The organism is Actinomyces oricola, from assembly GCF_004104015.1.
GTDB lineage: Bacteria > Actinomycetota > Actinomycetes > Actinomycetales > Actinomycetaceae > Actinomyces > Actinomyces oricola.
Map to the genome: position 1 here is coordinate 1 of NZ_RYFV01000020.1, position 13,767 is coordinate 13,767.

General features: G+C 68.7%; 10 protein-coding genes. 2 read left to right on the top strand and 8 right to left on the bottom strand.

Features of this window, described 5'->3' with window-relative positions; translation table 11 throughout:
• The first annotated feature begins 170 nt into the window (after positions 1-170).
• Positions 171-455, top strand: coding sequence for a hypothetical protein (locus EUC46_RS08585; RefSeq protein WP_128773760.1), 285 nt, complete (start codon positions 171-173; stop codon positions 453-455).
• Between the two features lie 114 nt (positions 456-569).
• On the opposite strand, the gene EUC46_RS08590 is transcribed toward EUC46_RS08585, so the two are convergent.
• From EUC46_RS08590 to EUC46_RS08615, 6 genes are all read right to left on the bottom strand, one after another.
• The gene (locus EUC46_RS08590) at positions 570-5,921 is read right to left on the bottom strand and encodes a DUF4011 domain-containing protein (RefSeq protein ID WP_241655497.1); all 5,352 of its coding nucleotides are present in this window, start codon (positions 5,919-5,921) and stop codon (positions 570-572) included.
• A gap of 323 nt (positions 5,922-6,244) precedes the next feature.
• A complete protein-coding gene (locus EUC46_RS08595; RefSeq protein ID WP_128773761.1) occupies positions 6,245-7,732 on the bottom strand; it encodes an MFS transporter in 1,488 nt (495 codons plus the stop codon).
• Between the two features lie 51 nt (positions 7,733-7,783).
• On the bottom strand, positions 7,784-8,602 hold the full coding sequence (locus EUC46_RS08600; protein WP_128773762.1) for an IspD/TarI family cytidylyltransferase: 819 nt from the start codon (positions 8,600-8,602) through the stop codon (positions 7,784-7,786).
• A gap of 143 nt (positions 8,603-8,745) precedes the next feature.
• On the bottom strand, positions 8,746-9,240 hold the full coding sequence (locus EUC46_RS08605; RefSeq protein WP_128773763.1) for a CarD family transcriptional regulator: 495 nt from the start codon (positions 9,238-9,240) through the stop codon (positions 8,746-8,748).
• A gap of 200 nt (positions 9,241-9,440) precedes the next feature.
• Positions 9,441-10,151, bottom strand: a complete 711-nt coding sequence (locus EUC46_RS08610) for a response regulator transcription factor (protein WP_128773764.1) — start codon at positions 10,149-10,151, stop codon at positions 9,441-9,443.
• Positions 10,148-11,485, bottom strand: coding sequence for a sensor histidine kinase (locus EUC46_RS08615; RefSeq protein WP_128773765.1), 1,338 nt, complete (start codon positions 11,483-11,485; stop codon positions 10,148-10,150). Before EUC46_RS08615 ends, EUC46_RS08610 begins: the two co-directional genes overlap by 4 nt.
• Positions 11,486-11,562: 77 nt before the next feature.
• On the opposite strand from EUC46_RS08615, the gene phoU reads away from it, so the two are divergent.
• The gene (phoU, locus tag EUC46_RS08620; RefSeq protein WP_128773766.1) at positions 11,563-12,243 is read left to right on the top strand and encodes a phosphate signaling complex protein PhoU; all 681 of its coding nucleotides are present in this window, start codon (positions 11,563-11,565) and stop codon (positions 12,241-12,243) included.
• A 184-nt stretch (positions 12,244-12,427) separates the two neighbouring features.
• On the opposite strand, the gene EUC46_RS08625 is transcribed toward phoU, so the two are convergent.
• Entirely contained in the window at positions 12,428-13,165 is a 738-nt protein-coding gene (locus EUC46_RS08625) for a phosphoglyceromutase (protein ID WP_128773767.1), read from the bottom strand.
• A 169-nt stretch (positions 13,166-13,334) separates the two neighbouring features.
• The gene (locus tag EUC46_RS08630) at positions 13,335-13,667 is read right to left on the bottom strand and encodes a histone-like nucleoid-structuring protein Lsr2 (protein WP_128773768.1); all 333 of its coding nucleotides are present in this window, start codon (positions 13,665-13,667) and stop codon (positions 13,335-13,337) included.
• Positions 13,668-13,767: the final 100 nt, after the last annotated feature.

Below are 13,767 nucleotides of genomic sequence, written 5' to 3' on the forward strand. Positions count from 1 at the left end.
CATCGCCAATATCAAGACTTGGAGAATCCTCCACAACGACTACCGAAGACCCCTGAACACATTCAACACAACAATCACCGCAGTACTAGCCCTCATATTCACCTACAACACCCCATGAATAACCCTCCTGCACTCAAAACCTCGCTAGCGTTATTGGCGACATCGATTTCATGCGCGAAGAAGCCGGTGGCGCCCAGAGAGCGATGACTGTCATGACAATCATCCAACTGATCTCACTGGGAATAATTCCGGCCAACCAGGCGAACGCCGTGGTTCCCGGACTCGTGGACACAGATGGGCAGATGGATAGTTCAAAACTCGATGAGGAGGCTTTTGTCCTGCTCCATGTTCGTTTCGTCACCCACACGGACAACACCGTCAATCCCGGTCTCGCTTTAAGTCTGGATGACTGTGACAAGAACTACAATAACGGCTATAGGCGGGGGAACCAATGAAACAGAGCACGGTGGATCGAGTCAGATGTCTTATTGCCGTGCTGCTGTGCGGGAGTCGCGTCGCCACCGCCTGTGGCTCGCCACCCGCGAACGCCCGCCATGGCTGCACCGCCGTCAGGCATCGCCACTGGCTCGGCCTGCCGAGTCCCGGTGCGCCTGGGCCCGCTCCAGGGCCTCGCTGAGCGCGGGTAGGACTCCGCGCGCGCTCAGCTTGCGCTTCTTAGCGCTCAAGCGCCGCAGGGCTTTGAGGCACAGTTCCTCCTTGGAGAGTTGACCCGGAGAGTCGGCGAGGATCTCCGCCATGAGCGCGGTCAGTTCATCGGGGTGGATCTCGGAAATGGAATCCACGTGGTCGAGGGCGTTGCGGCGGTATGCGGGGGCGATCCGACGGGAATCCATGCTTCTCCACACGAAGTCGCACTCATCGATGTAGGCGAAGGCCTCCCCCAGGATCCGGCGCACTGAAGCCTCCCGGGAAGCGGTCGTGCGTTGCAGGCTGAAGGTGCGGCAAATCTTGACAATGAGCCGATGCCGCGTGAGCGGTGCCTCGACGCCACAGATGGATCGGGCGATGTCAATGACCTTGGCCCTGGCGTCCTCATCCGTGCAGGCGCGGTCGAGCTCCGATACCGGGTGCAAGGCCTCGGCCGGCCATGGACGGTATTCCGTGGCGGACGGAACGGACCACGCCGGCTTTACGGTTCCCTCGGCCGGCTTCACAGTCCCCTCGGGAGCCGCTTCATGGTCGGTGACATTCCCGGCCGGGGCGGGGTCGGTCTTCGCGGGCCGGCGGCGCGCCGGGACATCGTCCGCGGAGCCCTGAGGCGCTTGGGGCAGGGGGCTGCTGCCGACCGCTTCTACGAGACTGGTGACCACCCCGCGTTGGTCGGCCACCCACTGTGGCATCCAGATCCTCTCGATACGGCTCCATCCCATGGATCGCAGGACGGACACCGGCAGCAGGTCGCGATCCGTGGTGCTGCCCCGCTGGTTCCAGCCGGGCCCGTCGAGCAGGACGGCGACCTTCGGAGGCGTTCCGCGCTGCGGATCGGCCAGGACGAGGTCAACCTCGAAGCTCGAATGCCCGACTCCGACATTCACCTGCAGGCCCGCATCGCGCAGGCTCTCGGCGATCTCATTGCGGTGGCGGTCCACGACGCCGCGGGAGACCGGCAGCGCCCGCGGTGCGCTACCATCACGCGCCACCATGAGATAGTCGCGCAGGTCTTTGAGCCCTTGGTGGGTGGTTCGGTCTACGTGAAGATCCTCAGGGTCGAAGCTGGAGAAGACGATGATCTGGCGCCGGGCGCGGGTGATCGCAACGTTGAGGCGCCGCTCGCCGCCGGCGTGACTGAGGGATCCGAAGTTGAGCGGAATATCTCCACGCTCATTGGCGGAGACCGTGGTCGACAAGAGGATCGTGTCCCGCTCCTGCCCCTGGACATTGTCCAGATTCCGCACCATGAGCCCGTCGCGCTCTTCAAGGGAGGTGATAATGCGCTGCGAGCCCTTTTCACGCAGCCGATTCTCAATGAGATCGCGCTGGTTCTTATTGAAGGTGATGACCCCCAGGGAGGGCGTCTTGTGCGGGCTCGCCTCAAAGCGGCGGACCACCTCCTCGACGATCTGGTACGCCTCATGAGGATTCGTGTTCGGCTTCACGCGGCGACCCTTCGAAGCGGATCTCTCGGAGTAGTAGGTGCCCTTGACGCGTCGCAGGCTAATGCCGTGCCCACTAAGTCCATCGTCCCCCTGCGCCCCCATAATGAGAGGGCTCGGGAAGGACAGTAGGGCGCCGTCGTAGTAGCGCGCGTTAGAAAATGCGATGAGGGATTCCACCTGGCTGCGGAAGTGCCATGTCAGGCGGCGCGTGGCGACGCCGGCCGCGATGCACCGGTCCAGGATTGAAACCCTGTCCGGATGCGCCATCCCCTCGTGGGCCTCGCCCCTGGCAGCGCCCGCCACGGCGGCGGGCGGCATCTGCTGCGGGTCCCCGACGACCACCGCGGAACGACCTCTCCCCATGGCGCCAACGGCGTTGGCCACCGTGATCTGGGAAGCCTCATCGAAGACGACAATGTCAACGTAGGGACCATCCGGTGGCAGGAAACGCGCTACCGAGTCCGGGGAGACGAGCAGGCAGGGCGTCAGCGCAGTGATGAGGTCGCCGTAGGCCGCGAAGAGCTCTCGCACGCTCATTGTCGCCTTGCGGAGCCCCAGCTCGCGGCGCAGATCCTCAACTCGAGAATGCTCGCCGCGGAAGAGCCGGTCCCGCCGGGCCAGGACCGATGCGGCCAGCTCTCCGGTCAGGGCCGTGTGCAACCGTTCCTGCGTGGTGCGGTAGTCCTCAAGGAGTTCGGCGTGGCGTTCCGGGTCGAAGCCATCGAGTCCGCACTCCCGGGCGACGGCCTCGAAGTCGGCCCGCAACTGCTCGGCCTCAGGGCGCCCCTCATCGCGCGCCTCAATGAATGCCTGGCGCGCACGGTAATAGGAGTGGCCCCGCCTTCCCGAGCCGTGGAGCGCATTCCGGTACGTATCCAGCTGCCCGCGGATGACTGCGAGCCGCTCACGCAGCGTCTCCAACTCACCCTTCGAGGAGCCTGCGCCGGCCTCCGTGAGGTCGTCGGCGCGCCGCAGCGTCCGACGGACCTCCGCTGCTTTCACGCCGTTGTCGTGCAGGTTGAGCAGGAGATCCCCAATGCCGGTCTCCTCGCGCAGACGACGGGCGACGACGTCGAGCGCCGAGGTCTTCTCCGCGACGAACATGACCGTCTTGCCCGTGGCCAGTGCCCGGAAAATGAGGTTGGCGACAGTCTGGGACTTGCCTGTTCCCGGCGGCCCCTCGACAACGAGGTTGCGTCCCGCAACGGCGTCGGCCACAACGCGCGCCTGGGCGGCATCGGCCATCAACGGAAGATTCTCCACGACGTCGTTGATATCGGGCTCATTTTCCGCCGGGAGCGTCACGCTCCCCGGGGACGATTCCGGCGCGTTCATGAGATGCCCCACCAGCGGATTGCTCACAATCGTCGGCCAGGAATCCTCCAGGTCTCGCCACATCCGGTAGGTGGAGAACTGGAACATGCCAAGGCGGGCATTCCGTTCGATCCGCACCTCATGACCGCAGTGGCGAAGGCGGGAATCAACCTGCGCGAGCGTGGTCTCAATGTCGATGCCGTGCTCGTCGCGTACGGGCTCACGGAGCTCGGCGAGTTCAATGCCGGTCTCGGCCGCGAAGCGCGTCAGCAGTGAGTAGTTGGGGGTCGACACCCCGGTTTCATCAAGCTGAAGCCCATAGCCCTCACCGGTGCGCTCCAGGACGACCGGCACGAGGACGAGGGGCGAGCGGAGAAGCCGCCCGCCCGTGCGCCACACGAGAGTCCCCAAAGTGAGGTAGAGGTTGTTCGCGCCCGTTTCCTCGACGGTGGTGCGGGCGTTGGCGGCGACGGACTGGAGGCGCTGCGCGTACTCGGCCCGGTTCAGGTCCACGCGGACCGCGCGCTGCTCCGTCAGCAGGGAGGCGGGCTCAATGCCCTGGCCGTTCGGTGTTGCTTCTCCGGTACGTTCCGCACCGTGGGCGCGCGGGTGCAGGGCGATGAGCTGGCGGTCGTTGACCATGTCCTCCAACTCACCGAGGGATTGAGGCGCGACCTCCAGCTTAATGACCCGGGACGAGGCGACGTTGATAAGGGGGTTGCGGAGCGAGAGGTCCAGCAGGTCCTTCTTCCAGTCCTCGACGTGCCGGGGCACCGCGCCGCCCGGCACGGCTGCCGGGGCGGTCGCAGCCCCCTTCGCCTGGGGGGCCGTCGTCGAGGCGGATTCCGCTGCTCGGCCCGCAGGCATCGGGGTCGCGGGTGTCGGGGTCGCGTCTCCTCCCGGGCCCGGGCCGCCTTGAGCGGGTGTCGGGCCCGCGGGCGTCGGGCCCGCGGGCGTCGGGGTCGCGGCCTCCTCTTCCTGAGGGGCCGGCGCGGCCGCCACCTCAACGACGGCGTCCTCGTCGCGGTCGAGGGCCGGCTGGGGCAGCGCACCATTGGAGCGCGCCTCTTCGATGGGCACCACGAGAAGCAGTTCGGATAGGGCCGACAGGAGCGTGCGACGGACCTGGCCGCCCGGTTGGTGGACGGCGACCGCATGTTCGGAATCAATGACGCCCCACTCCCCGCTCTCAACGAGATTGATGACCTCGTGGGGTGAATGAGGAACCGAGCCGTCCTGGCCGCGGCTGTAGCCGAGGAGAACGGTGCTCGGGGTCAGCAGGAGGATGGGTGCGCAGCCCAGGTTCTCCAGCACTCCGGCGATGAGCACCGCCATGTCGAGACGGCTCGCCTCGCGCAGATCGAGCACCGCTGCGGCGCTGCGCACCGTCTGCGGTTCGGTCCATTGTGCGGCGGGGCCAACCGCGATCCGGAGCCGACGCAGCACGGCGCAGGCGGATGCCGCCAGGGCGTCCGGACCGGGGGCGACCGTGGAGCGGCCCGCTGGGGACGATGCCCGCTGACGCGCTCTGCGCACCAGTTCCGCGCATGCTGCCTGACCGGGCTGGACGAAAGTCGCCAGGGCGGCGCACGCCGAGGGGCGGTGGTCCTCCAGGCGCCACTGGCGCGGCGGCAGGACGGTCGGGCCCGCGCGCCTCACCGTCCGGGCGCCGTCGCCATTGGCGAGCTCGACGCGGATATGCGTCGTGCCGACCTGCTCGACCTGCAGGAGGGCGGCCCGGTCGGTTCTCAGATCGCCGGTAGCGCGCAGGTCCCCGGCGCCCGTGTCCCACACGAGGTCCCAGGGCTCGGTGACGACACGACCCCCGCCTTCCTCGACAAGGACGATCCTGACCTTGACGGTCCCAAGTTGACGCTCGGCGCGACTCCGCTCATCGGAGTGCCGGTCCCCGGGGGGCTCCGGTACGCCCGCCAAGCCCCCGGGGCGGGCCTTGCACCCGAGGCTGATCGACACGGTGAATCGTTGACCCGCCACGGCGTGGGCGTAACTCACGGTGGTGCCGCAGTCCACGTCGACGCTGACGGCTTCAAGCGGCTCGCGGTGGGCGCCCCTGCCCCCGTCGAGGGCGTCGATGAGTTCACGGATCTCCCGTCTGCCCTGCTCGGCCCCGATCATTCGCAGCGTTTCGGCAATGGCCACGAGGGCCGCCAGGGCAGTGTCCGAATCGAGGTTCTCGCCGTGAACCGCCCTATTGCGGAACTGACGGACCTCGTGAAGCTTGCTCCCCAACCCCGCCGGCAGTGGCATGAGGTAGCGCCCGTCGCTGCCGCGCGCAGTCAGGATGCGGATTTGAGTCGATAGGTCGGCGAGGTCGGGGACGTCGCCAGGGGCGCCGCTGCCGGACAGGAGGGATCTGAGTCGGGCCGGCGTGCACTGATCGCCGAGCGACGAGCGGACGTAAGGCTCCAGGTGGGCGGGCAGGACTCCGAAGAGCCCCTTGAGAACAAGATCGCGGTTGTCAATGATCATGCGGGAAGATGGGGGTAGAGCCCGGTGCGCCCGGTGGTATCCGGGAGCACGCGCCGACCGTCCCGGCTGGAAGGACCGGGAGCGCACCGGCGGAGGGCCGCACGGGCAGGGGATGTTGGGCGGCCCTCGCGCGCAGGTTATCGCGCCCCAGTGACGTCATGCGCCTTCGTCCCGCCCGCGTGCGCTCATGCTGCCCGCCCGCCCGCGTGCGCTCATGCTGCCCGCCCGCCCGCGTGCGCTCATGCTGCCCGCGCGAGCGCTCGCGCGGGCAGCATGAGCGCGCCGATGATCGCGGATCGCTGCGGAGCCGAGCCCGAACCGGCTCAGTCCCCCAGGTCGGTAATGTGGCCCGCAGGGTCCTCCACCCGCATCATGAGCGCCAGCCCAATGGCGAGGACGGTAATAATGCCGAGGATCCCCCAGTATCCGGCGCCCGCGCCCACCACCTTCGTGCCGACCCAGATCGACGCGCCGTACATGGCCGGCGCCAGGAAGGACACGGCGCGCCCGGTGGTGGCGTACAGGCCGAAGATCTCACCTTCGCGGCTCTCGGGGATGAGGCGCGCCAGGAAGGACCGGGCCGCGGACTGGGCCGGCCCCACGCAGGCCGACAGGAGGAGCCCCAGGGTCCAGAAAACCCAGCGCCCGGCGTCGTGCAGGACGAAGACCAGGGCGGCGGCGACCAGGAGGATGCTCAGGCTCCCCACAATGACCCGACGCGCCCCCAGGTAGTCGTCCAAGCGCCCGGCCCCGATCGTGGCCACCCCGGCCACCACATTGGCGGCAATCGCGAAAACGATGACGTCGCCGCTGGAGAAGCCGAAGGTGTTCTGGGCAATGATCCCCCCGTAGGTGAAGACCCCGGCCAGGCCGTCACGGAAGATGGCGGCCGCCAGCAGGAACCACAGGACCTCGGGGTGGGTGCGGCGCAGCGCCACCAGCGTGCGCCACAGCCGCTTGTAGGAGGCCAGGAAGGACTCGCGACGCACCGTGCCCGGGGTGGTGGAGGTCGGGGCCGGCTCCTGCTCCAAGGCGGCGAGCTCGCGGGCGCCACCGCGCTGGGCGTCCTCGTCGAGCGCCTGGCGGTGGCGCCGGGCCCGCTCCCCGGACTGGGTGATCATGACCGGGATGGCGCTGAGCCCGAACCAGAGGGCCGCCACCAGCATGGAGGCGCGGATATTGAGGCCGTTGTCGCTGGTGACCCCGAACCAGCCGACCTCGGGGTTAATGAAGCCGATGAACAGGATTATGAGTAGGACGATGCCGCCCAGGTAGCCCATGCCCCAGCCCAGGCCGGAGACGGCGCCCACCCGGTCCTTGGAGGTGAGCTGGGAGAGCAGGCCGTTGTAGTTGACTGAGGCGAGTTCGAAGAAGACGTTGCCCACGCCCAGCAGCACGATCCCCGGCCACAGGTATCCCGGCTCGGGCAGGATGAAGAACAGTGAGGCGGAGACGGCGACGACTATGGCCGTGTAGGCGCCCAGCCAGAAGACGGTGCGCCCCGCCCGGTCGGCCCGCTGCCCGGTCACGGGGGCCAGCAGGGCGATGCAGGCGCCGGCAATGGTGAGCCCCAGGCTGAGCGCCGACTCATTGTCGGCGGGGGGCCCGAAGGAGGCGCTGGTGAGGTAGACGGTGAAAACGAAGGTGGTGATGACGGCGTTAAAGGATGCCGACCCCCAGTCCCACAGGCCCCAGGCCACCACCGGCCAGGTCAGCAGGCGGGAGCGGTGGGGGATGCCATTGGCGGCGTCTGCGGGGGCGGCGTCGGGCGAGGCGGGGGCGGCGCCGCGGGATGGGGATGAGGTGGTCATGCGGCCACCCTACGGCTCATGGGTCCGGATCAGACCCAATACGCGATTCGGTCACGTCCGCGCCGTGCGGGCGGCCAGTAGTTCGGCGAGGGCCAGGTCCAGGGGCGTGGTCACCTTCATGGCCAGCGGGTCCCCGGCGACGACGGCGACCCTCCCCCCCAGGGCCTCGACCAGCCCGGCGTCGTCGGAGGCGGCCAGCGCCTCGTCGCCGGCGCGCTGGGCGCCTTGGCGGTGCGCGGATACGAGAGTGGCGGTGGCGAAGCCCTGGGGGGTCTGGACGGCCCGCAGGAGGGAGCGGTCGGGGGTGCCGGTGACCTCCTCGACCGTCACCGCGGCGCTGTCGGCCGCCCGGGGTGCCCGCCCGCCCGGGGCCGGCGAGGGCTCTGCGGGGCGCACTTCCTTGACGGTGTCGGTTACCGGCAGGGCGGGAACGACGGCGTCGTGGCCGGCCCGGACGGCCGCCACGACGCGCTGCACCACGGCGGTGGGGGTCAGGGCGCGGGCGGCGTCGTGCACGAGGACGACGCCCGCGGCGGGCCTGGTCCGCAGGGCGGCGGCCAGCCCCAGCGCCACGGAGGCCTGGCGCGAGGCGGGTGATCCGGGGACCACCTCGTGACTGGTGGTCAAGGCGCCCAGTTCGGCGGTGAAACGCTCGACGTGCCCGGTGGGGGCGGTCACGACCAGGTGGTCAATGACCCCGGAGCCGGCCAGGCCCTGGGCGGCCCGGCGCAGCAGGGACTGCCCGCCGACCTCCACCAGGGCCTTAGGGCCGCCGGCGCCCAGGCGGGTCCCGGAGCCGGCGGCGGTGAGGACGGCCACCACCTCCAGGCGGGTGCGCTCGTCGGGGGAGGCGGGGGCGCGGTACGTCATGCCCCGGACGCTACCGGAAGACGACGGGCGCCTCGGCGTCCTCGATGCCGAGGCGCCCGGTGCGCGGCGGACCCAACCGCCGATGCGCCGCCGAGCGCTGGAGATGGAGGTGCTGGGGGCCGGACGCCTGCTGGTTGAGCGATTCAGGCGGCGGTGCCGGAGGCGAGAACCTCGTCCAGGAGGGATTCAGCCTCCTCCTCCGCGGTCTTCTGGGCGAGAGCGAGCTCGGAGACGAGGATCTGGCGGGCCTTGGAGAGCATGCGCTTCTCACCGGCGGACAGGCCGCGGTCGGTGTCCCGGCGGGAGAGGTCGCGCACGACCTCGGCGACCTTAATGACATCACCGGAGGCGATCTTCTCCTGGTTGGCCTTGAAACGGCGTGACCAGTTCGTGGGCTCCTCCGTCAGGGGGGCGCGCAGCACCTCGAAAACCCGTTCCAGACCAGAGGCGTCAACGACGTCGCGCACACCTATGAGCTCGACGCTGTCCGCGGGCACGAGGATCGTCAGGTCGCCCTGGGCGACCTCCAGCTGCAGGTAGGTCTTCTCCACACCGCGCACCTTGCGCTGGCGGATGTCAATGATCCGGGCTGCGCCGTGGTGCGGGTAGACGACGGTCTCGCCGACTTCAAAGGTCATAGGTGACGTCACTCCCGACTGATAGCAGAGCCCTCATTTTATCAGGTGATAACACGCAAAGATCGGGGAGGTTGCTCACAGACGAGACGGCGTCTTATTGGCGCAATCGCCCCACAACCGCCCCGGGCGCACTGGCCCGCCCGAGCCTCTTCCTACTCCTCCCCCACTGTTTCTTCTCCCGCTCTTCGCCTACTTCTCTCCTACTGCCCCGCCCCGAGCTTGTAGCCCAGCCCGCGCACCGTGGTGAGCATCCTCGGCTCGCTGGGCTCGACTTCGATTTTGGCGCGGATCCGCTTGACGTGGACGTCGAGGGTCTTGGTGTCCCCCACGTAGTCCGCCCCCCAAATACGGTCGATGAGCTGGGCCCGGGTGAGCACCCGGTCGGGGTTGCGCAAGAAGAGCTCGAGGAGCTCGAATTCCCGCAATGGCATGGCAACGGGCTCACCGTCGACGCGCACCTCGTGGCGCGACACGTCCATGGCGACGCGCCCCACCTCCAGCAGCTCCTCGGCGGGGGCGGGGTCCGGGTCGCGGTAGCGGCGCAGGACCGCGTGCACGCGGGCAATGAGCTCGCGGTAGGAGTAGGGCTTGGTGACATAGTCGTCGGCACCGATCTCCAAACCCACGATCTTGTCGATCTCCGAGTCCTTGGCGGTGAGCATAATGACCGGCACCGTGGAGGTGGTGCGAATGCGGCGGCACACCTCGGTGCCCGGTAGGCGCGGGATCATGAGGTCCAGGAGCACCAGGTCGATCCTCCCGGTCCCGCCCGGGGCCATGGCGGCCTTGAAGGCGGACATGGCGGCCTCGCCGTCGGCGGCCTCGACCACCTCGAAGCCGTCTCGGCGCAGGCTGAAGGCCAGGGGGGCGCGGTAGTTCTCCTCGTCCTCGACGAGCAGGATGCGGGTCACGGCGGGCTCCCTTCAGAACCGGGGTGGGCGGTGCCGTCCTGGGGTGCCCCCGGTTGAGCACTCGGTTCGGCGGCCGGCTCGGGGGACGACGACGGCGGTGCGGAGATCGCCGCAATGGCGGCGAAGGCGGCGCCGGCCGCACCGGTGGCCACGGCCGCGGCGGCCTCCTGCTCCGGGTCGGGTTCGTTCTCGGCGGGGTGCAGGCGCGGAAGGACCAGGGTGAAGGTTGAGCCCCGGCCGGGGGCCGACCACAACTCGACGGTGCCCCCGTGGTCGGCGGCGACGTGCTTGACAATACTCAGGCCCAGGCCGGTGCCGCCGGTGGCTCGCGAGCGGGCCTTGTCCGCCCGGTAGAAGCGTTCGAAGACCCGGTCCTGGTCCTCCTTGGCAATGCCAATGCCCTGGTCGACCACGGCAATGCGCACCAGGTCTTCGTGGGCGGGGTCCACACTGACCCCCACGCTCACGCGCGTGCGCGGCCCGGAGTAGCGGATCGCATTGTCCAACAGGTTGCGCACGGCGGTGGTGATCAGGGCGGAGTCCCCGCGCACCATGAGCCCCTGGCAGCCCCCCGACACCAGGGTGACCTGATTGGCCTCGGCCTCCACGCGCACCGCGTCCAGGGCCTCGGCGACCACGGAGTCAACCTCGACGTCGTCGGGGGAGGCCAGGGCGTCGCCCTCTTGCAGACGGGTGAGCTCAATGATCTCCTGAACCAGGACCCCCAGGCGCCGGGATTCCTTGCCCATGCGCCCGGCGAACTCGCGCACGGTCTGCGGGTCGTCGGCGCTGGCCTCAACGGTCTCCGCCAGCAGCGAGATGGCGCCGACCGGCGTCTTGAGCTCGTGGGAGACGTTGGCGACGAAGTCCTGGCGCATCTGCTCCAGGCGCTGGGCGGCGGTGCGGTCCTCAATGAGGACCAGAATGCGGCCCCGGCCAATGGGGGCGACGCGCACGTGGAGGAAGAAGTACCCGGCCCCGGGCAGGCGCCCGCGGGCCACGGTGATGTCAGAGTCCTCCACGGCCCCCTCCGCGCGCACGGTCCGCACCATCTGGGCGACCTGCGGCTCGCATACGGCGTCGTCGCGGACGATATTGAAGGTGTAGGCGGCGGTGGAGGCGCGCAAGACCTCGTCGTCGTCGTCGAGAACGACGACGGTGGAGCGCAGGGCGGCCAGGACGGGAAGCACCTCGCCCCTGGCATCGAGCACCGAGTCGGTGCGCAGGGCCGCCGCATAGCGGTCCCGGGCCGAAGCGCTCAGGGCCAGACCAATGGCGGTGCCCAGGGCGACACCGACGATCGCGACCACGATCAGCAACCAACCCGAGTCCACACACTCTAGGTTATGGGGTGGGGTCGTCTGGGGCGAGCCCCGCCACACAAGCCCCGACACACAGCAGGAGCCGCCTCGTGCGCGACATCTTCAACCAGGAGCTCAAGCAGCTCGGTGCCGACCTGGAGTCAATGGCCCGGCAGGTCGCCACCGCCATCGAGCGGGCCAGCGAATCCCTCCGCCACGGGGACATTATTATCGCCGAGCAGGTCATTGACGCCGACGAGCGCATTAACGACCTTCAGCGGGACATTGACGACATGTGCGTCATGCTGCTGGCCCGCCAGCAGCCCGTGGCCGGCGACCTGCGCAATGTTCTTTCGGCGCTGCGCGTGGCCCAGACCCTGGAGCGTCAGGGCGACCTCGCCCGGCACGTCGCCGCCATTTCCCGGGGCCGCTACCCCGAGCCGGTGGTCCCCGAGCCCGTCCTGGGCACTGTCTTGCAGATGGCGGACCTGGCGGTGCGGGCCGGCAAGGACGTCTCCCGCCTCATTGAGACCCGCGACGTGCAACTGGCCATGGCCATCCAGGCCAACGACGGCGAACTCGACGCCCTGCACCGCCAGTCCTTCCAGATGATCCTCGACCCCGCCAATGAGCTGACCCGCCAGCAGGTTGTGGACGCGGTCCTCCTGGGGCGCTTCTTAGAACGTTTCGGGGACCACTCCACCTCGGTGGCGCGACGCGTCTCCTACCTGGTGTCGGGGGCCACCATGCCCAAGACGCATGACAATGAGGACGCCGACGCCCTGCACTGAGCCGGCACCCCGCACCGGGCCGGTAGACGGCGGCGCGCGATGGCCGCGGGCCGCCGCGGCCACGAAACCAACCGCGACCAACCGCGACGGCGCCGGCCCACCCTCAGCGGGGTGGGCCGGCGCCGTCGCGCGGTTCAGGCCGCGCAGTCCCGGAGGCCGGGGCCACGGGAGTCAGTCAAGGGGCTCACTTGCCCTGGTTGGCCACTGCGGCGATCTTCGCCTCGGCTTCAGGGTCGAGGTAGCGGCCGCCCTTCTTCACGGGCTTGAGGGTCTCCTCGTCGAGCTCGTAGACCAGCGGAATGCCGGTGGGGATGTTAACACCGGCAATGTCCGCGTCGGAGATGTCGTCAAGGTGCTTGACAATGGCGCGCAGGGAGTTGCCGTGCGCGGCAATCAGAATCACCTTGCCGGTCTTAATCTCCGGGACAATGGTCTCCTCCCAGTAGGGCAGCAGGCGCTCCAGGACGTCCTTAAGGCACTCGGTGACCGGAATGGGCTCGCCGGCGTAGCGCGGGTCGGTGTCCTGGGAGAACTCGGATCCCAGCTCAATGGGCGGCGGTGGAACATCGTAGGAGCGGCGCCAGAGCATGAACTGCTCCTCGCCGTACTCGTCGCGGATCTCCTTCTTGTTCTTGCCCTGGAGGGCGCCGTAGTGGCGCTCGTTGAGGCGCCAGTGGCGCTCGACCGGGATCCAGTGGCGGTCTGCGGCGTCCAGGGCCAGATTGGCGGTCATGATTGCACGGCGCAGCGTTGAGGTGAAGAGCTTCTCCGGGAGGACCCCGGCCTCCTTGAGGAGCTCGCCGCCGTGAACCGCCTCCGCACGGCCCTTCTCCGACAGCGGGACATCGACCCAACCGGTGAACAGGTTCTTCGCGTTCCAATCGCTCTCGCCGTGGCGGAGCAGTACGAGGGTGTAAGCCATGACACCTAGTCTGCCAGGCTTACGGGCCTCGCGCGGGGAGTTCAGCAGTTCTTGCCTCGAAGCGCGTGCAGCCCCTGCCCTCCTGCACGGGCGGCAGGCGGCAGAGACTGCGGGGAGTCCGGGCCAAGGTGCATCCACCACGCGGAAAGCGGAGCGGTGCCGGTGGGACTCAGTTGGCGTGCGCCTGAGCGTAGGCTTCGCGAATGTCGGCGGAGATGCGGCCGCGGTCGGACACCGACATGCCTGCGGCGCGGGCCCACTCGCGAATGCGCTGGGTCTCACCGGATGAGGCGGAGCTGGCACGACGTCGGCCGGTGTTGCGGCGACCGGACTTGCGGCGCGCCTTGACCGTCCACTCCTCGAAGGACTCGCGCAGGGCGGCGGCATGCCCGTCGTTGAGGTCGATCTCGTAGTTGACGCCGTCAAGCGCGAACGTGACGGTCTGAGTGGCCTCGGAGCCGTCGACATCGTCGACGAGAATGACTTGGGTCTTCTGAGCCATGGTTCCTCAATCACGAAACGGATGGAGGATTCGCGCGAACCCTCCAGCGAACATAAACAGAGTAATGGAGAAACGTATTCGGTGCAACGGGAAAGTTGTA